The following is an 18,532-nucleotide window of genomic DNA, read 5'->3' as shown; positions in this document are numbered from 1 at the left end:
GTGCCTGGTCTCCGCCGCTCGGAGGTCACCACGGTCGCCCGCGTCGTGGCTCCTGCTCGGTCCGCCCGTCTGCCTCGACCTGACGGCCACGGCACTGGGCCGCCGTCTCTCGGCGGTCACCGCCCAGCCGGGCTCAGACCTCGACGAGCTCCCCCGGACGACGCTGCGACCCGCGCTCGAAGTCGAGCGCGGACTGCAAGATCACCACGGCAGCCACCTGGTCGACCACGGCCCGGTGCTTGCGGCCGGCCCGACCAGAGGCGTGCAGCGCCTGGTGCGCCGTCACCGTGCTCATCCGCTCGTCGACCAGTCGCACCGGGACCGGTGCGACGAGACGAGCGACCTGGACAGCGTACGCACGTGCCGAGGCCGACGCTGCACCCTCGGCGCCCGAAAGGTGCCGTGGGAGCCCGACGTACACAACCTTCACACCACGCTCGACCACCTGCTCCGCGAGGACCGCAAGATCTGTCGGCACAGCAGCAGGGTTCTTGGTCGCCGTGACGAGGTCGCGCGGGAGCGTCTCGACGGGGGTCGCGATGAGCCCGTCGGGGTCGCTCACGGCGACCCCGACGCGCACGCTCCCCACGTCGACGCACAGGCGTGCGCCGCGCTCGAGCGCCTGCTCCTCGCTCACGCCAGCTGCGCCGCGACGCCGTCGCGCAGACCGGCCAGCGCAGCGGGCACGGCGGTGACGTCCTGGCCACCACCCTGTGCCATGTCGTCCTTGCCGCCGCCGCCACCACCGAGGACACCCGAGGCGGCCTTGACGAAGGCACCAGCCTTGAGGCCACGCTCGCGTGCGGTGGCGTTCGTCACGACGACGACCAGCGGACGCTCCTTGCTCACACCGGCGACCGCGACGACAGTCGGCGCAGACTCGCCGAGGCGACCGCGGACGTCGAGGGCGAGGGCGCGCAGGTCGTCGGCCGAGGCCACCTCACCGGCGTCGTGGGTCACGACGCGGGCGTCGCCGACCACCTCGGCCGAGGCAGCGAGCTGACCCGCAGCAGCGAGCAGCTGCCCCTGACGGACCGCGGCAAGCTCCTTCTCAGCCTCCTTGAGGCGCGTGATGAGACCGCCGACACGGTCCGGGAGCTCCTCCGTGCGGACGTTGAGCATGCCCGTGAGCTGCCCGACGAGAGCGTGCTCCTTGGCCTGGAAGCCGTAGGCGCCGTCACCGACGAGGGCGTCGACACGCCGGACGCCCGAGCCGATCGACGCCTCGCCGAGCAGGGTCACCAGACCGAGCTGCCCGGAACGCTTCACGTGGGTGCCCGCGCAGAGCTCGCGCGACCAGTCGCCGCCGATCGAGACCACGCGGACCCTGTCGCCGTACTTCTCGCCGAAGAGGGCCATCGCCCCGAGCGCACGGGCCTCGTCGATGTTCATGATCTGCTCGGTCACCTCGAGGTCTTCGGCGAGCTGGGTGTTGACCCGCTCCTCGATCTCGGCCAGCGCGCCCTGAGGCACGGCCTGGCTCGACCTGAAGTCGAAGCGGATACGGCTCGGGGCGTTCTCCGACCCGGCCTGGGTCGCGTCCTTGCCGAGCGACTCCTGGAGCGCCTTGTGGATCATGTGCGTCGCCGAGTGCGCACGGCTGATCGCCTTGCGACGGGCTGTGTCGATCGTCGCGGTGCCCGACTCCCCCATCGTCACCGTGCCGTCGACCACGCGGCCGCGGTGCACCGACAGGCCCTTGATGGGCGCCTGGACGTCGTCGACCTCGATGGTCGCACCACCGTCGAGCACGATGGTGCCCTGGTCGGCGAGCTGACCACCGGCCTCCGCGTAGAAGGGCGTGCGGTTGAGGATGACCTCGACCGAGGCCGGGGCCGTCGCGACAGGTCCTGGGACGCCGTCCACGATCAGACCGACGACCGAGGCACGAGCCGTGGTGTCGGTGTAGCCGAGGAACTCGACAGGAGCACCCAGACCGCTCTGGAGGGTCTCGTAGGCCGCCTTGTCGGCGCCGCCCGTCCGCTTGGCCAGAGCGTCGGCACGGGCACGCGAACGCTGCGCCTGCATGAGCGACCTGAACGCGGTCTCGTCGACGGCGACCCCGTGCTCCGAGGCCATCTCGAGGGTCAGGTCGATCGGGAAGCCGTAGGTGTCGTGGAGCTGGAAGGCCTCGGCACCACCGAGGACCGCCTTGCCCGCACCGGCCGAGGAGAGCGCCGAGCCGACAGCGTTCTCGAGGATGGTCGTACCCGCCGTGAGGGTGCGGCGGAAGGCCTCTTCCTCGGCGTAGGCGATCGAGGTGATGCGGTCGAAGTTCTCACCGAGCTCGGGGTACGAGGCCTTCATGACCTCGATGCTGGCCGGCACGAGGGCGGGCAGAGCGGGCTCGTCCACGCCGAGCAGGCGCATGGCGCGCACCGAGCGACGGATCAGGCGGCGCAGCACGTAGCCGCGGCCCTCGTTCGAGGGGCGGATGCCGTCGCCGATGAGCATCACGGCAGAACGGATGTGGTCGGCGACGACACGCATGCGCACGTCGTCGTCCTCGACAGCGCCGTAGGCCTTGCCCGAGAGCTCCTGGGCCACCTGGATGACCGGGAAGACCTCGTCGATCTCGTACATGTTGTCGACGCCCTGGAGCAGGAACGCGACGCGCTCGAGGCCCATGCCGGTGTCGATGTTGCGCGAGGCGAGCGGGCCGATGATCGGGAAGTCGTCCTTGGTGCCGCCGTCGGCACGCTCGAACTGCATGAAGACGAGGTTCCAGATCTCGATGTAGCGGTCTTCGTCGACGACGGGGCCACCCTCGGCGCCGTACTCGGGTCCGCGGTCGATGTAGATCTCCGAGCAGGGCCCGGCCGGTCCACGGGCACCCGTGGACCAGAAGTTGTCACGCATGCCGCGGGACTGGATGCGCTCGTCCGGCAGCCCGGCCACGCGCTTCCAGATCTCGCGGGCCTCGTCGTCCTCGTGGAAGACCGTCACCCACACGAGCTCGGGGTCGAAGCCGAGCTTTCCGTCATCCACGGATCCCGTGATGAAGTCCCAGGCGTAGGCGATGGCCTCTTCCTTGAAGTAGTCCCCGAAGGAGAAGTTGCCGTTCATCTGGAAGAACGTGCCGTGCCGGGTCGTCTTGCCGACCTCTTCGATGTCGAGGGTGCGCACGCACTTCTGCACGCTCGTCGCCCGCTTCCACGGAGCCGTCTGCTGCCCGGTCATGTACGGGATGAACGGCACCATGCCGGCGATCGTGAAGAGCGTCGACGGGTCCGGCGAGATCAGGGACGCCGACGGGACCACGGTGTGCCCGCGGTCGGCGAAGTAGGTGAGCCAACGCTGGCGAATCTCGGCGGTGCGCATGAAGTCCTCTGGCTGGGCGATGGGGCGGCGGACGGCACGACGAGGTCGTGCCGCAGACGGGCGTCGATCAATCTTAGTCTCCGTGCGTGCTCTGACGAGGCAGGGCGCTGGAGGGCAGAACAGGGTGGGGCACCACAGGGCGCCGGAAGGTCGTGCAGCGGACCGCACGACAACGGTGTCCTCGGTGCCGTCGAGGACGGCAGCTGTGCGAAGAGCTCCGCGTGGCTCCTCAGAGTCTCAGAACGAGTAGCCGAGCTCGTCGTCCTCGGGGTCGTCCAGGTCGCGGTGCCGGCCCGGGGCGCGGTGCCCGGGAGCAGGACGTGAGGCGTCGCGACGGGCGCGGAGGTCGTCGACCGAGCCCTGCGTGCGGGCCAGCAGCGAGTCGCTCAGCTGCTCGGCACGCTCGTCACGCGCAGCGCGGAAGTCGTCGAGGAACGCCGAGGCGGCCTCGGACAGCCTGACGCCCGTCGCCTGGGCTGTCGCGGTCGCCTGGTCGACCAGGGTCGCCGGTGCGTAGCGGCGGACCACCTGGCGGCCCTTGACGACCACGACCACGGTGAGCGCGACCCCGGTCCCGAGCCAGAACAGCCGCGACATCAGCTGTCCTTCCCGGTGCCGCGGACCTTCGACGCGGCCTGGCCGAAGGCCTTGCGCACCCCGTAGGAGAAGGCGGCGACCTTGACGACAGGAGCGCCGAAGGCTGCCGCGTACAGGCCCGTGAGCGCTGAGACGTTCTGGCTGACCTCAGCCGCCGACGTGGTGATGGTGTCGACCTTGACCAGCTGGGAGTTGGCGCTCGCGACGGTCTGCGCAGACTCGTCGAGGATCGGGACCGAGTGCGCGGTCAGGTCCTTGATGCTCTCGGTCGTGGTGTCGAAGACCTTGCCGAGCTTGACGAGCGGGACGGCGAGCAGCCCGACGAGAGCGACGAACGCGACGGCCGCGATGAGTCCTGCGATGTCACCGATCACTGAGTACTCCTGCACTGTTCTCCGGGCCGCTCCGGACCCGGGACGAAGACGACCAGGGGCCCTGCCCCCACCCGCCTGTTGGCTGGTGCGACCTTACCCGCCCACGGCGGCCCGATCCATGCGAGCACCTGTGCGCGAGGCAGGCTGCCCGGCGCCACGCTCCCCCGGCGGCACCCGGGAAGACCCGGTGCGGGCACCCGAGCAGGCGCAGCTCCCCCACCTGCGCCGGGATGCACGACGCCCCGCCCGCAGAGTCTGCGGACGGGGCGTCGTGGATGGAGCAGGTGCGGGTCAGCGCGAGTAGTGCTCGACGACCAGCTGGACCTCGCAGGTCACGGGGACCTCGACACGCTTCGGCGCACGCGAGAGCACGAAGGAGAGCTTCTCGAGGGAGACCGTGAGGTACGGCGGGACGGCCGGGAGGACGTCGCGGTGGGCGCCAGCAGCGGCGACCTGGAACGGCGTCATGGCCTGGCTCTTCGGCTTGACCTGGACCGTCTGGCCCGGCTTCACCTTGAACGAGGGGCGGTCGACGATCTTGCCGTCGACGAGGATGTGGCGGTGGACCACGGCCTGGCGGGCCTGGAGCGTCGTGCGGGCGAAGCCGGCACGGAGCACGAGGGCGTCGAGGCGGGTCTCGAGGATCTCGACGAGAGCCTCACCGGTCAGACCCGGAGCCTTGCGAGCGTCCTCGAACGCACGGGCCATCTGCTTCTCGCGGAGGCCGTACTGGGCGCGCAGACGCTGCTTCTCACGAAGACGGACCGCGTAGTCCGACTCGGTGCGGCGGCGGGCACGGCCGTGCTCGCCGGGCGGGTAGGGACGCTTCTCGAAGTGCTTGACGGCCTTCGGGGTGAGCGCGATGCCCAGCGCGCGGCTCAGGCGGACCTGGCGGCGCGAACGGGTCACTGAAGACATAGAGAGTTCTTCCGTTCCTGTCGTGGATGTCGATCACACGCCGCTGCGGTGCAGCAGCGTGCGGGACCAGCCGACGGAGACCCACGATCGTGCTCGAGCGGGTCTCACCGGGCCGAGGTCCCAGGCGGTCGCCCCAGAGGGCAACCTGAGAAGTCTAGCACCGGGGACGGGCAGCTCCGGCCGGAGTGGTCGGAGAGGTCGGAGGGACGAGACGACCCGCTCAGCCTGGTTCGCCGCGCAAGATCTTCTTGACCCGCTCCATGCGCTCGGACACCGACCGCTCGAAGCCACGGTCGCTCGGCCTGTAGTACGTCGTGCCGACGAGGTCGTCCGGGAGGTACTGCTGCGTCGCGACGGCGTGCGGGGCGTCGTGGGCGTACCTGTAGCTCTGCCCGTGCCCGAGAGCCTTGGCCCCCGAGTAGTGGGCGTCCCGCAGGTGCGGCGGGACCGTACCGACCTTGCCGGCCCTGACGTCGGCGAGGGCCGCGTCGATCGCCATGTAGGCGGCGTTGGACTTCGGGGCCGACGCGATGTGCACGACAGCCTCGGCAAGGATGATCCGCGCCTCGGGCATGCCGATGAGCGCGACAGCGTTCGCCGCGGCCGTCGCGGTCTGCAGCGCGCTCGGGTCCGCCATGCCGACCTCTTCGGCCGCGGCGATGACGATGCGCCGCGCGATGAACCGGGGATCCTCCCCCGCAGCGATCATCCGGGCGAGGTAGTGCAGCGAGGCGTCGACGTCGGAACCACGCATGGACTTGATGAAGGCGCTGATGACGTCGTAGTGCTGGTCGCCGTCCCGGTCGTAGCGGACAGCGGCCACGTCGATCGCGCGTTCCATCGTCGCGAGGTCGACGACCACAGGCGGGTCGTCGGCACCGGCGACGGGGTCACCAGTCCTGTCATGGTCGGAGAGCGCCGCCCCGGCGGCCGCCTCGAGGATCGTCAGCGCCTTGCGGGCGTCTCCTCCGGCGAGCCGCAGCAGGTGGTCCTCGGCGTCGTCGTCGAGGGTGACGGTCCCGCCGAGCCCGCGCTCGTCGGCCACAGCGCGACGCACGAGCACCCGCACGTCGTCGGTCGTCAACGGCTGGAGGGTCAGCAGCAGGGAGCGGGAGAGCAGCGGGGAGTTGACCGAGAAGCTCGGGTTCTCGGTCGTGGCCGCCACGAGCGTGACCCAGCGGTTCTCGACGCTCGGCAGCAGCGCGTCCTGCTGCGACTTGGAGAACCTGTGCACCTCGTCGATGAACAGGACGGTCTCCGACCCCCCGGTCGCGAGCCGCCGCCGGGCGTCCTCGATCACCGAGCGGACGTCCTTGACACCCGCGGTCACAGCCGAGAGCTCGACGAAGCGCCGCCCAGAGCTGGTCGCGATGAGGTACGCGAGCGTCGTCTTGCCGGTGCCGGGCGGACCCCAGAGGATCACCGAGCCCGGTGCGGCACGTCGGGAAGAGTCGTCGGCGGGCTCGACGAGCCTGCGCAGCGGCGAGCCCTGGACGAGCAGGTGCTTCTGCCCGGCGACCTCGGCGAGGGAGGCCGGGCGCATGCGGACGGCGAGCGGAGACCCGGAACCGACCCTCGGGACACCGCTCACGTCCTGCGTCGTCGAGTCGAACAGGTCCATGGCTCCAGCCTAGGCGCTCCCACCGACGCCGGCGGTCGACCCCGCACGCCGCAGACCTCTCGCGTAGCCCTCGACCCCTCCGGGATGGGATGCTGGCCAGCGTGTTCGAGAACCTAGGACGTCGCGTGAGCGACCACCCCCGCACCACCATCTCCGTCTGGGCCGTGCTGACGGTCCTGGGCATCGCGCTCGCGCTCTTCGGGGTGCACGGCGAGAGCCTGTTCTCGAGGCTCACGACGGGTGACCCGACGGTCGCCGGGTCGGAGAGCTCGGAGGGTCAGGAGATCCTCGCGGCGATCGGCGACGACGGCGAAGACGTGACGCTCATCGTCGATGGTCTGCCGCCCACGACCGAGGGCGTGTCCGAAGTCCTCCAGCCCGCCCTCGCAGCCGTCATCGCGATCGACGGGGTCGAGACCGTCCTCGACCCGGTCTCGCTCCCCGACGGCCCGACGAGCGAAGCAGGGAAGCTGCTGACGGCGGACGACGGCGACGGCTTCGTCGTCATCGTCTCCCTCGACCCGGCGCTGAGCGAGGACGACGCGTCGTCGGCCGTCGCCGCCGTGGTCACCGCCCTCGACGCGACCACCTCGGCGCTCCAGGAGCTGGAGCCCGCCACGACAGGCCTCGTCGGCTCGACATCGCTGGTCATCGATGCCATCACGCACCAGGTCGAGCAAGACCTCGCGACGGGCGAGACCGTCGCGCTGCCGGTGGCGCTGCTCATCATGGTCCTCGTCTTCGGCGGCTTCCTCGCCGCGGCGATGCCCATGGCGGGGGCGCTCGCCTCGATCGGCACGGGGCTCGGTGTCCTGCTCGGGCTCTCCTACCTCATGGAGGTCGACGCCTCGATCGTGAACGTCGTCACGGTCCTCGGGCTCGGGCTGTCGATCGACTACGGCCTGCTCATCGTCTCGCGCTTCCGTGAAGAGCTCACCCGCCTCGACGGTCTCGAGGGGTCCGAGCCTGCGGACGCGCCACGACGGCGCAGCCGCAAGGACACCCGGGTCGCCGACGCGCTGATCCGGACGATGGCCACAGCCGGGCGCACCGTCGCCTTCTCGGCACTGACCGTCGCCATCTCGATCGCCGGGCTCATGGTCTTCCGCCCCGACATCCTGCGGGCCATCGGTGCTGGCGGGCTCTCGATCATCCTCGTGGCTGTCGCGACGGCCCTCACCCTCGTGCCGGCGCTGCTGCGCCTGGCAGGCCGGCGGCTCGTGCGGCCCGGTCTGCTCACCAAGATCCCCGGGGCGGAGCGCGTGCTGCGCCACACCGCCGCCGTCGACAGCGACGAGGGCGTGTTCTCTAGGCTCGCGGCGCGGGTCCAGCGACGCCCGGGGTGGGTGGCCGTCGGCTGTGTCGTCGTGCTGCTCGGCCTCGCCTCCCCGGTCCTCGGGCTGCAGATGCGCAACTCGGGGATCGAGATGCTGCCGACGTCCTCCGACCAGCGGCAGTTCGTCACGCGGCTCGCCGAGCAGTTCCCGTCGACGTCCTCCCCCGAGATCGTGGTCGTCGCAGACGTCGACGTCTCCGAGGAGGTCGACGCCGACGGCGCGATCACCGGGCCGCTCGCCGACTGGGGCGTCGCCGTCACCGAGATCGAGGGTGTGGACACCGTCACCCCGCCCTCGCCCGAGGGCCGCTACTCGGTGGTCGGGATCACCCTCGACTCGGGCGACGCCGGAGGCCAGCAGGCCCTCGACGTGGTCGCCGAGATCCGGGCTCTCGACCCCGGGTTCGACACCTGGGTCACCGGTCAGGCGGCCAGCCAGGCCGACTTCGTCTCAGCCCTCGCCGACAGGGTCTGGTGGGCCGTGGCGATCGTCGTCCTGGCCACCTTCGTGCTGCTGTTCCTCATGACCGGGTCAGTGGTGATCCCCCTCAAGGCGCTGCTCACCAACGCGATCTCGATCTCCGCGTCGATGGGGATCCTCGTCTGGGTGTTCCAGGAGGGGCACCTGTCAGGTCTGCTCGGCTTCACGTCGACGGGCGGGATCGAGACCTTCGTCGTCGCGCTCGTGGTGGCCTTCGCCTTCGGGCTCGCGATGGACTACGAGGTGTTCCTGCTCTCGCGGATCAAAGAGCTCTACGACGAGGGAGTCGACCCGGAGACCTCGGTGCGCCTGGGGCTCCAGCGCTCGGGCCGGATCATCACCTCGGCCGCGGCGATCATCATCGTGGTCTTCGCAGGGTTCGTGCTCGGCGACCTGCTGATCATCAAGCAGGTGGGCTTCGCGCTGGCCGTCGCCGTCTTCATCGACGCGACCCTCGTCCGGATGCTGCTGGTCCCGGCGACCATGACCCTCCTGGGCCGGTGGAACTGGTGGGCTCCGGCTCCGCTGCGGAGGGTGCACGAGCGGCTGGCGATCATCCACTGAGCGGGAGCCTGTGAGCTGGTGGGGCCTCGCGCGGAGACCCCACCAGGATCACCTGCTCGCCCTGAGACGCACGCCAGGCCGGCTCAGCCTGGAGCGCGCCGCACCGACATGAACTGGTGGTCGAGGCTGAACCCGAGGCGCTGGTACACACGCCGGGCACGGTCGTTCGTCGCGTAGAGCCCGAGGTGGACCATCGGACCGCCGACACGAGGCGTCCGCCGCAGACCGTCGTCGACGGCCGCTGCGAGCACGAGACCGGCCAGCCCTCGGCCACGGTGCGCAGGGTCGACACCGAGCGAGACGAGGTGCGGGGGCGCGCCGGGGAAGATGTCGAGAGCACCGACGGTCGCGACGAGAGCCCCGTCCTCGCTCTCGCGCACACCCCACCAGCCGGTGAGTCTGGGGTCGCCGGGCAGCGTCGACGCGATCGGGTGCGCCCTGTCGAGGCAGTCGGTCACGAGCGCGTCGGTCTCCGGACCCGGGGTGAACCTCTCGACCGTCACCTCACGCGACCCGGACCCGTCGGGCAGGACGACCGGCGCGTCGGGCAGGACCAGCGGTGCGCGGGTCGACATCCAGTCCCACTCCGACGTCGTCGTCGACGGCCCGGCGAGCTGGTCGCGGACCTCGCCGTCGACAAGCTCCCACGACCCCCGGGCGAGGGTGAGCGTCTGCGGCGCGGGCGCGGCGAAGGCCGCCGCCGACTGCGTGAGCAGCCGGGCGACGGCCTCCGGGCGTCCGATGCCGACGAGCGACCGACCCGGGTGGCCGTCGAGGACCAGCACGCACGCCTCGTCGTCGCAGGCGTGCGCGTGGAGCTCGTCGTCAGCGCGTTCCCCCACCAGGTAGGGGTCCGCGTCCCACGGGGTCGGCAGCGAGCCGACGGTCCTCACTCGACAGGAGCCTTCGGGACGCTGTCGACACCTGCTTCCTTGCGCTGCTGGGCCGTGATCGGCGCAGGAGCCTGGGTGAGCGGGTCGAAGCCGCCACCGGACTTCGGGAAGGCGATGACGTCGCGGATCGACTCCGAGCCCGTGAGCAGAGCGAGGATGCGGTCCCAGCCGAAGGCGATCCCGCCGTGGGGCGGTGCACCGAAGGCGAAGGCGTCGAGCAGGAAGCCGAACTTCTCCTGCGCCTCCTCCTCGCCGATCCCCATGACCGCGAAGACGCGCTCCTGGACGTCGCGGCGGTGGATACGGATCGACCCACCACCGATCTCGTTGCCGTTGCAGACGATGTCGTAGGCGTAGGCGAGAGCCTCGCCCGGGTTCTCCTCGAAGGTGTCGATCCACTCCGGGGTGGGCGACGTGAAGGCGTGGTGGACCGCGGTCCACGCGCCCTCGCCGACAGCGACGTCGTCGTCCTCACCCGTGGGCTTGAACAGCGGGGCGTCGACGACCCAGACGAAGGCCCAGGCGCTCTCGTCGATGAGCTCGGCCTTCTTGCCGATCTCCAGACGAGCCGCACCGAGGAGGGCACGCGCGTCGGTCGGCTTGCCAGCAGCGAAGAACACGGCGTCACCGGGCTTGGCGCCCGTCGCAGCCGCGAGGCCCTCGCGCTCGGAGTCCGAGAGGTTCTTCGCGACGGGGCCGCCGAGCTCGCCGTCCTCGGTGAAGGTGACGTACGCGAGGCCCTTGGCGCCGCGCTGCTTGGCCCACTCCTGCCAGGCGTCGAAGCCACGGCGCGGCGTCGAGGCACCGCCGGGGAACACGACGGCACCCACGTACGGCGCCTGGAACACGCGGAAGGGGGTCTCGCTGAAGTACTCGGTCAGCTCGACGAGCTCGAGACCGAAGCGCAGGTCCGGCTTGTCGGAGCCGTAGCGCTCCATCGCGTCCTTGAAGGTCATCCGCGGGATCGGCGTCGGGATCGTGACCCCGATGAGGTCCCAGAGGGCGACGACCAGCTGCTCGCCGAGGGCGATGACGTCGTCCTGCTCGACAAAGCTCATCTCGACGTCGAGCTGGGTGAACTCCGGCTGACGGTCCGCACGGAAGTCCTCGTCGCGGTAGCAGCGGGCGATCTGGTAGTAGCGCTCCATGCCAGCGACCATGAGCAGCTGCTTGAACAGCTGCGGGGACTGCGGCAGCGCGTACCAGGACCCGGGGGCCAGGCGCGCGGGCACGACGAAGTCGCGGGCACCCTCGGGGGTCGACCGGGTGAGGGTCGGCGTCTCGATCTCGACGAACTCCTGCGCGTCGAGCACGCGGCGCGCGGCAGCGTTGGCCTTGGCGCGCAGACGCAGGGCACGGGCGGGCGCCGGGCGGCGCAGGTCGAGGTAGCGGTGCTTGAGGCGGGCCTCTTCACCGATGGTCTCCGTGCCGTCGAGGGCCGTGGACACCTGGAAGGGCAGCGGCGCGGACTCGTTGAGCACGACGACCTCGGCCGCGACGACCTCGATCTGGCCCGTCGCGAGGTTCGTGTTCTCGTTGCCGTCGGGACGGCGCGAGACCTCTCCGGTCACCTGCAGGACGAACTCGGCGCGCAGCGGGTGCGCCACGGCCTCGTCACGGATGACGACCTGGGCCACACCGCTCGCATCACGCAGATCGATGAAGGCGACGCCTCCGTGGTCACGACGACGGTCGACCCACCCGGTCAGGGTGACGGTCGTGCCGATGTCCTCGGCGCGCAGCGATCCGGCGGTGTGGGTGCGTAGCACGAAGAAGCCTCTCAGACGTAGGGTTCCCGTCCGGTCGGACCGGACGGTCGGGGTCGAGTCTAGTGCTAGCCGACGGGCAGGACCCGCGGCCACCAGTCCTCGGCCGAGGGCTCCCACGTCGCGGGGTCGGCCTCGACCTGCTCCCCCGAGCGGATGTCCTTGACCTGGTGCGGGACAGGCTCGCCGTCGTGCCCGAGCCCGGCCGGGAACCAGACGAAGGGCACCCCGCGGCGGTCCGCGTACTTGATCTGCTTGCCGAACTTCGCCGCAGCCGGGGCCACCTCGACGGGGATGCCGCGGGCACGCAGTGCTGTCGCGACGGCCTCGGAGGCTGGGCGGGTCTCGTCGGAGGTCACGGCGACCACGACCGCGCTCGGCACCGACCGTGACGCCTGGACTAGGCCCGCGCCCAGCAGACGCGAGACGAGCCTGGAGATGCCGATCGACAGACCGACCCCCGGATAGGTGTTCGCCCCGTCGGAGGCGAGGGTGTCGTAGCGTCCGCCCGAGCAGATCGAGCCGAGCTCTTCGTGGCCGACCAGGACGGTCTCGTAGACCGACCCTGTGTAGTAGTCGAGGCCACGGGCGATCTTGAGGTCCGCGACGACGACGCCCGGGGCGCGCACAGCAGCCGCCTCGATGAGCGCACCGAGCTCGACGAGGCCCTCGTCGAGGAGCTCGGACTCGACGCCGTGCGTCTGGGCCAGCGCTCGCACGCGGTCGACGACCGTGAGGTCCTCACCCGAGATCGACGCGAGCTCGAGGCACGCCTGAGCCTGCTCGTCGCTCGCCCCGAGGTCGGCGACGAGAGCCGCAGCGACCTTCTGCGGTCCGATCTTGTCGAGCTTGTCGATGATCTGCAGGACACCGTCGACGGCCTCGAGCCCGAGCCCGCGGTAGAAGCCCTCGGCGACCTTGCGGTTGTTGACGAGGATGCGGACCGGCGGCACGCCCACGGCGCGCAGCGCACCGAGCGCCTCGGCCATGACCAGGGGGACCTCGACCTCGAAGTGGTAGGGCAGCGCACCGGCGCCGACGACGTCGATGTCGGCCTGCACGAACTCGCGGAACCGGCCGTCCTGGGGGCGCTCGCCGCGCCACACCTTCTGGATCTGGTAGCGCTTGAACGGGAAGGCGAGGTGGCCGGCGTTCTCGAGCACGTACCGCGCGAAGGGCACGGTGAGGTCGAAGTGCAGACCGAGACCCTGCTTGTCGGCCGCCGAGAGGTTCGCCTCGGCCTGCTCGTCCTCCGTCGCCTGCAGACGCTTGAGCACGTAGACCTCCTTGGAGGTCTCACCCTTGCGCAAGAGCTGGTCGAGGGGCTCGACGGCGCGGGTCTCGATGCCGACGAAGCCGTGGAGCTCGAAGGTGCGACGCACCGAGTCCAGGACGTGCTGCTCGACGATGCGAGCCGCGGGGAGCCATTCGGGGAAGCCGGAGAGGGGTGTGGGGCGTGCCATGAGACGACATTCTTCCAGAACTCCCGGTCCCCTCCGAGCACGGCGACCGGGCCCCGCCGCACCCTGGGCGACCCTCGCGAGCCCTCAGGCGCGCGACGACTGTGAAATACGTCAGCACATCGGCGCATACTTCCCTAGACTGTGGGCAGTCCGTGGTGCGGGCGCGGCCTGCGCGCGCTCACGGACGGATCGCACACATCGGCCTGGGGCACCCCAGGCAGTCGCTGGCCCCGCGGGAGCTCGTCTTGCGCGCAGGAGCCATCATCCAAGGAGTTGAGCCCCAATGAGCGAGAGCACCGACAGCACGACGGATGCCGTCCCGGACGCTGCAGCGACAGCAGACGACGCTCAGGGAGCGTCGACCACGCAGCAGCCCCAGGCTGACGAGGCTCCTGCCGAGGCAGCAGTCGTCGCCGAGAAGGTCGAGGACGCACCGGCGGACGACGCGCCGGCCGCAGAGCCCTCGGCCGCAGAGCCGGCCGCAGCCGAGCCGTCCGCGCCTGAGGGGGACGCACCCGCGGAGGACGCGACCACCGCAGACAGCGCCGCACCTGAGGCGCCCGAGGCACCCGAGGCAGCGACCGCCACCGCAGAGCCGGCAGCGGCTCCCGAGGCACCCGCTGCCTCGTCCCGCCCGACTCCTCGTCCCGTCCCGCGCCCGGTCCCACGTCCCGCGGCGCGTCCGCAGGCCGTCGCGACGCCGAGCGCCGCCACGGAGCAGCCCTCCGCACCGGCCCCTGACGAGAGCGCCCAGACCCAGGCCGCCCTCGCCTTCGGTCGTGTGGAGGAGGACGGCACGGTCTACGTGACCGAGGCCGCCGGAGAGCGCACCGTGGGCCAGTTCCCCGGTGTCTCGACGGACGAGGCCATCGGCCTGTACGTGCGACGGTTCCTCGACCTCCAGGCGAAGGTCGCGCTCTTCGAGGCTCGCCTCGGCACCGCGGACCTCACCACCAAGGAGATCGACTCGACGCTGGCCAAGCTCGGCGCCGAGGTAGCCGAGCCCGCCGCTGTCGGCGACCTCGACGGGCTCCGCGCCCGCGTCGAGGCGCTCCGCACGGTCGCGGCCGGTCGCCGCGCCGAGCTCGAGCAGGAGCGCTCGGCCGCCAAGGCTGTGGCCCTCGCCGCCCGCACCGCGATCGTCGAGGCTGCCGAGAAGCTCGCCTCGACCGACCCCTCACGCATCCAGTGGAAGCCCGCCGGCGAAGAGCTCCGCTCGCTCCTCGACACGTGGAAGGACGCCCAGCGCAACGGACCGCGTCTGGACCGCCCGAGCGAAGAGGCCCTGTGGAAGAGGTTCAGCCACGCCCGGACCACCTTCGACCGTGAGCGCCGGCACTTCTTCGCCGAGCTCGAGAAGCAGAACTCCGGGGCCAAGGCCACCAAGGCTGCTCTGGTCGAGGAGGCCGAGAAGCTCTCGACCAGCACCGAGTGGGGCGCGACGGCAGGTGCCTACCGCGACCTCATGGCCCGGTGGAAGTCCGCTGGCCGTGCGAACCGCAAGGACGACGACGCGCTGTGGGCCCGCTTCCGCGCCGCTCAGGACGCGTTCTTCGCGGCCCGCGACGCCTCCAACGCAGAGATCGACGCCGAGTACGGCGAGAACCTCGTCGTCAAGGAGGCCATCCTGGCCGAGGCCGAGGCGCTCGTCCCCGTGAAGGACCTGGCTCAGGCCAAGGTCACCCTGCGCACGCTGCAGGACCGCTGGGAAGCCGCAGGCAAGGTCCCGCGTGGCGACGTGCAGCGTGTCGAGGGCCGCATGCGCGCCGTCGAGACCGCCGTCCGCGACGCGGAGCAGGCGAAGTGGACGCGGACCAACCCCGAGACGCGTGCGCGCGCCGAGGGTGCGGCCGCGCAGCTCGAGGCCGCGATCGTCGGTCTCGAGGAAGACCTCGCCAAGGCCCAGGCCAAGGGCGACGCTCGCAAGATCAAGGACGCCGAGGCGGCCCTCGAGGCACGCCGGTCCTGGCTCGAGCAGGTCGTCAAGGCTGCCGAGGACGCTCAGGGCTGACACCCTCAGCCCTGGAGCAAGACATCCAGCACCGGAGGCGGTGCTCGTCCACAGGACGGGCACCGCCTCTGGCGTCTGCTGGCCGTGACGGGCAGGGTGAGCCCGTGCCCCCCACCCTCAGCGAGCTGCTCCGTCGCCCGCCCGAGGTGGGACGGATGCTCTCCCCCGCGTCGCTGGGCTGCTCGCGGGTCACCTGGCAGGTGCTCTGCCGCGACGGCGCTGTCGTCGAGCTCCGCCCAGGCTTCGCGTTGCTCGCGGGCGTCACGCCGACCCCTGCCGACCGTGCTCAGACGCTGGTGGGCGCCGTGCCAGCAGGTGTGGTGGTCGCCCGGGCCTGGGCTGTGTGGATCCACGCCGGTGGACCTCCTCCGACCCCGCCGAGACGGGTCGGGGTCGTCTACAGGCCGGGTACCTCACGGCCTCGGTCGATGCCTGGTCTCGAGCCCGTCCAGACGTCCCTGCGTCCCTGGGACGTGGTGCTGGTCGGAGACCTCCCAGTCACCAGCCCGGTGCGCACCGCGATGGACGTCGCCACCTGGTCGACAGGTGCCGAGGCGGCCCGAGATCTCGTCAGGCTGCGGACGAGCGGGGCAGACCTGCCTGCAGGGATGGCGGAGCTCAGGCGCGTCACCGGCTGGCGCGGGTCGCTGCAGGCGGTCCGCAGGATCGAGGCAGCAACCCTGGTCGCTCTCGGCACGGCTGACGTCTAGCCGGACAGCGGTCCCCCGATCACCAGAGAGCCGGTCGACCGGGAGCCGCTCGAGCGCCGGTCGCTCGAGCGGCAGCCGGAGCGTCCGTCGGTAGAGCGGCCGCGGGCCGGGAGCCAGCTGGTCAGAGACTCAGGTCAGGCGTGCACCACGTTCTCGGCAGCCTTGGAGCCGGTGATGCGGTAGACGTCGAACACGCCGTCGATCTTGCGCACAGCCGTGAGGACCGAGGCGAGGTGCCCGGGCTCGGCCATCTCGAAGACGAACTTCGACAGCGCGACCCTGTCGCTCGACGTCGAGACCGTCGCCGAGAGGATGTTGACGTGGTGGTCGGACAGCACCCGGGTGACGTCGGAGAGCAGACGAGACCTGTCGAGGGCCTCGACCTGGATCTGCACGAGGAACAGCGCGCTGCTGCCCGTGGTCCACTCGACGTCGACGATCCGCTCGGGCTGCGACTTGAGCGCCTCGAAGTTCGCGCAGTCCGTCCTGTGCACGCTGACACCCTGGCCGCGGGTGATGAAGCCGACGATCTTGTCGCCGGGGACAGGGGTGCAGCACTTGGCGAGCTTGACCCAGATGTCGTCGACACCCTTGACGATGACGCCCGGGTCTCCCGTACGTGCGCGTCGCTGCGGGTGCCCCGGGCGGGCGATCTCGGCGAGGTCTTCGGCATTGTTGTCCTCGCCGCCCATGGCCTGGACGAGCTTGTGCACGACGTTCGCGGCCGAGAGCTGCCCCTCGCCGACGGCGGCGTAGAGCGCGGAGACGTCGGCGAAGCGCATCTCGTGCGCGGTCGTGACGATCGACTCGTGCGAGAGGATCCGCTGGATCGGCAGGTTCTGCTTGCGCATCGCCTTCGCGATCGCGTCCTTGCCCTGCTCGATGGCCTCTTCGCGGCGCTCCTTGGAGAACCACTGGCGAATCTTGTTCTTGGCACGAGGGCTCTTGACGAAGGCCATCCAGTCGCGGCTCGGCCCGGCGGTCTCAGACTTCGACGTGAGCACGTCGACCACGTCGCCGTTGTCGAGCGCCGAGTCGAGCGGCACGAGACGCCCGTTGACGCGCGCGCCCATCGTCCGGTGCCCGACCTCGGTGTGGACCGTGTACGCGAAGTCCACGGGGGTCGACCCAGCGGGAAGGGCGACGACGTCGCCCTTCGGTGTGAAGACGTAGACCTCGGCGCCGCTGATCTCGAAGCGCAGCGAGTCCAGGAACTCCGACGGGTCGGCGGTCTCCCGCTGCCAGTCGACGAGCTGACGCAGCCACTGCATATCGTTGCCGGCAGCGTCGGCGCCGTCCTTGGCAGCCTCTTTGTACTTCCAGTGGGCCGCGACGCCGTACTCCGCACGCCGGTGCATCTCGTGCGTCCGGATCTGGATCTCGACAGGCTTGCCGCCAGGCCCGATCACCGTGGTGTGCAGCGACTGGTACATGTTGAACTTCGGCATCGCGATGTAGTCCTTGAAACGCCCGGGGACGGGGTTCCACCGCGCGTGCAGGGCTCCGAGGGTCGCGTAGCAGTCGCGTACCGAGTCGACGAGGACACGGGTGCCCACGAGGTCGTAGATGTCGGCGAAGTCGTGGCCGCGCACGATCATCTTCTGGTAGATCGAGTAGTAGTGCTTCGGCCGGCCGGTGACCGTCGCCTTGATCTTCGACGACCGGAGGTCGGCGGTGATCTGCTCGCGGACGAGGGCGAGGTACTCCTCGCGTGCCGGGGCGCGCTCGCTCACCAGGTGCACGATCTCGTCGTAGACCTTGGGGTAGAGGGTCTGGAAGGAGAGGTCTTCGAGCTCCCACTTGATGGTGTTCATGCCGAGCCTGTGCGCGAGCGGCGCGTAGATCTCGATGGTCTCGCGCGCCTTGCGCTGCGCCGACGACGACGGCACGAACTTCCAGGTACGGGCGTTGTGCAGGCGGTCCGCGAGCTTGATGACGAGCACGCGGATGTCGCGCGCCATCGCGACGACCATCTTGCGGACGGTCTCGGCCTGCGCGGCGTCCCCGTAGGTGACCTTGTCGAGCTTGGTGACGCCGTCGACGAGCATGGCGATCTCGTCGCCGTAGTCGCGGCGCAGCTGGTCGAGGGAGTAGTCGGTGTCCTCGACGGTGTCGTGCAGGAGGGCCGCGGCGAGGGTCGGCGGGGTCATGCCGAGCTCGGCGAGGATGGTCGAGACGGCGACGGGGTGGGTGATGTACGGGTCGCCGCTCTTGCGCATCTGGCCGCGGTGGGCCTTCTCGGCCGTGACGTAGGCACGCTCGATGATCGAGACGTCGGCCTTGGGGTGGTTGGCGCGGACAGCGCGCAGCAACGGCTCGAGGGCCGGAGTCCCGACGGCGTGGCGCGAGCCGAAGCGCACGAGGCGCGACCTGACCCGGCTGGCCGAGCTGATGCCGAGCGGCGGCGTGGTCACGGCCGCGGGCTCGGTGGGCGCGTCTGTCGAGCGGGTGTCCTCAGTCATGCGCGCCTCCTCGTC

Annotated in this window: 13 protein-coding genes; 3 read left to right on the top strand and 10 right to left on the bottom strand. The window is 70.7% G+C overall.

Annotated features, from left to right (window positions below; genetic code table 11):
* Positions 1–133 precede the first annotated feature (133 nt).
* The 6 genes from ruvX to ASG53_RS10720 all read right to left on the bottom strand — a co-directional run bounded on the left by ruvX (position 134) and on the right by ASG53_RS10720 (position 6,831).
* Positions 134–637 carry a Holliday junction resolvase RuvX gene (gene ruvX, locus ASG53_RS10745; protein ID WP_056132580.1) on the bottom strand — a complete coding sequence of 168 codons (504 nt, stop codon included), beginning with the start codon at positions 635–637 and terminating at the stop codon, positions 134–136.
* Positions 634–3,321 carry an alanine--tRNA ligase gene (alaS, locus tag ASG53_RS10740; protein WP_056132577.1) on the bottom strand — a complete coding sequence of 896 codons (2,688 nt, stop codon included), beginning with the start codon at positions 3,319–3,321 and terminating at the stop codon, positions 634–636. Before alaS ends, ruvX begins: the two co-directional genes overlap by 4 nt.
* 237 nt (positions 3,322–3,558) lie before the next feature.
* Positions 3,559–3,918 carry a hypothetical protein gene (locus ASG53_RS10735; protein WP_056132574.1) on the bottom strand — a complete coding sequence of 120 codons (360 nt, stop codon included), beginning with the start codon at positions 3,916–3,918 and terminating at the stop codon, positions 3,559–3,561.
* The gene (locus ASG53_RS10730; protein WP_056132571.1) at positions 3,918–4,292 is read right to left on the bottom strand and encodes a DUF948 domain-containing protein; all 375 of its coding nucleotides are present in this window, start codon (positions 4,290–4,292) and stop codon (positions 3,918–3,920) included. Before ASG53_RS10730 ends, ASG53_RS10735 begins: the two co-directional genes overlap by 1 nt.
* 291 nt (positions 4,293–4,583) lie before the next feature.
* Entirely contained in the window at positions 4,584–5,210 is a 627-nt protein-coding gene (rpsD, locus tag ASG53_RS10725) for a 30S ribosomal protein S4 (RefSeq protein WP_056132569.1), read from the bottom strand.
* Positions 5,211–5,430: 220 nt separating this feature from the next.
* Entirely contained in the window at positions 5,431–6,831 is a 1,401-nt protein-coding gene (locus ASG53_RS10720) for a replication-associated recombination protein A (RefSeq protein WP_056132566.1), read from the bottom strand.
* Between the two features lie 125 nt (positions 6,832–6,956).
* On the opposite strand from ASG53_RS10720, the gene ASG53_RS10715 reads away from it, so the two are divergent.
* Positions 6,957–9,212, top strand: coding sequence for an MMPL family transporter (locus ASG53_RS10715; protein ID WP_327286730.1), 2,256 nt, complete (start codon positions 6,957–6,959; stop codon positions 9,210–9,212).
* A gap of 83 nt (positions 9,213–9,295) precedes the next feature.
* On the opposite strand, the gene ASG53_RS10710 is transcribed toward ASG53_RS10715, so the two are convergent.
* The 3 genes from ASG53_RS10710 to hisS form a co-directional block, all read right to left on the bottom strand.
* Positions 9,296–10,105 carry a GNAT family N-acetyltransferase gene (locus ASG53_RS10710; protein WP_056132560.1) on the bottom strand — a complete coding sequence of 270 codons (810 nt, stop codon included), beginning with the start codon at positions 10,103–10,105 and terminating at the stop codon, positions 9,296–9,298.
* Complete coding sequence (aspS, locus tag ASG53_RS10705) at positions 10,102–11,874, bottom strand: aspartate--tRNA ligase (RefSeq protein ID WP_056134110.1); 1,773 nt, start codon at positions 11,872–11,874, stop codon at positions 10,102–10,104. The genes ASG53_RS10710 and aspS overlap by 4 nt, the downstream gene beginning before the upstream one ends.
* 65 nt (positions 11,875–11,939) lie before the next feature.
* Positions 11,940–13,334, bottom strand: coding sequence for a histidine--tRNA ligase (gene hisS, locus ASG53_RS10700; RefSeq protein ID WP_056132557.1), 1,395 nt, complete (start codon positions 13,332–13,334; stop codon positions 11,940–11,942).
* 283 nt (positions 13,335–13,617) lie between these two features.
* Here hisS and ASG53_RS10695 point away from each other — a divergent pair, with 283 nt between their 5' ends.
* Together ASG53_RS10695 and ASG53_RS10690 are read left to right on the top strand one after the other, a co-directional pair.
* Positions 13,618–15,345 (top strand): DUF349 domain-containing protein, encoded by a 1,728-nt coding sequence (locus tag ASG53_RS10695; protein ID WP_056132554.1) that lies wholly within the window; start codon positions 13,618–13,620, stop codon positions 15,343–15,345.
* Positions 15,346–15,449: 104 nt separating this feature from the next.
* Positions 15,450–16,055: a hypothetical protein gene (locus ASG53_RS10690; protein ID WP_156382751.1), complete on the top strand. Its 606-nt coding sequence runs from the start codon at positions 15,450–15,452 to the stop codon at positions 16,053–16,055.
* A gap of 134 nt (positions 16,056–16,189) precedes the next feature.
* On the opposite strand, the gene ASG53_RS10685 is transcribed toward ASG53_RS10690, so the two are convergent.
* A complete protein-coding gene (locus ASG53_RS10685; protein ID WP_056134107.1) occupies positions 16,190–18,517 on the bottom strand; it encodes a RelA/SpoT family protein in 2,328 nt (775 codons plus the stop codon).
* Between the last annotated feature and the right edge of the window lie 15 nt (positions 18,518–18,532).

This window comes from Sanguibacter sp. Leaf3, from assembly GCF_001425965.1.
Lineage (GTDB): Bacteria > Actinomycetota > Actinomycetes > Actinomycetales > Cellulomonadaceae > Sanguibacter > Sanguibacter inulinus.
Note: the sequence above shows the minus strand (reverse complement) of the source record. Positions and strands in the feature narration are given on the sequence as shown.

Coding starts and splice junctions, on each gene's coding strand:
- alaS (WP_056132577.1), bottom strand. CDS start 3,321: ATGCGCACCGCCGAGATTCGCCAGCGTTGGCTCACCTACTTCGCCGAC.
- ASG53_RS10735 (WP_056132574.1), bottom strand. CDS start 3,918: ATGTCGCGGCTGTTCTGGCTCGGGACCGGGGTCGCGCTCACCGTGGTC.
- rpsD (WP_056132569.1), bottom strand. CDS start 5,210: ATGTCTTCAGTGACCCGTTCGCGCCGCCAGGTCCGCCTGAGCCGCGCG.
- ASG53_RS10720 (WP_056132566.1), bottom strand. CDS start 6,831: ATGGACCTGTTCGACTCGACGACGCAGGACGTGAGCGGTGTCCCGAGG.
- hisS (WP_056132557.1), bottom strand. CDS start 13,334: ATGGCACGCCCCACACCCCTCTCCGGCTTCCCCGAATGGCTCCCCGCG.
- ASG53_RS10695 (WP_056132554.1), top strand. CDS start 13,618: ATGAGCGAGAGCACCGACAGCACGACGGATGCCGTCCCGGACGCTGCA.
- ASG53_RS10685 (WP_056134107.1), bottom strand. CDS start 18,517: ATGACTGAGGACACCCGCTCGACAGACGCGCCCACCGAGCCCGCGGCC.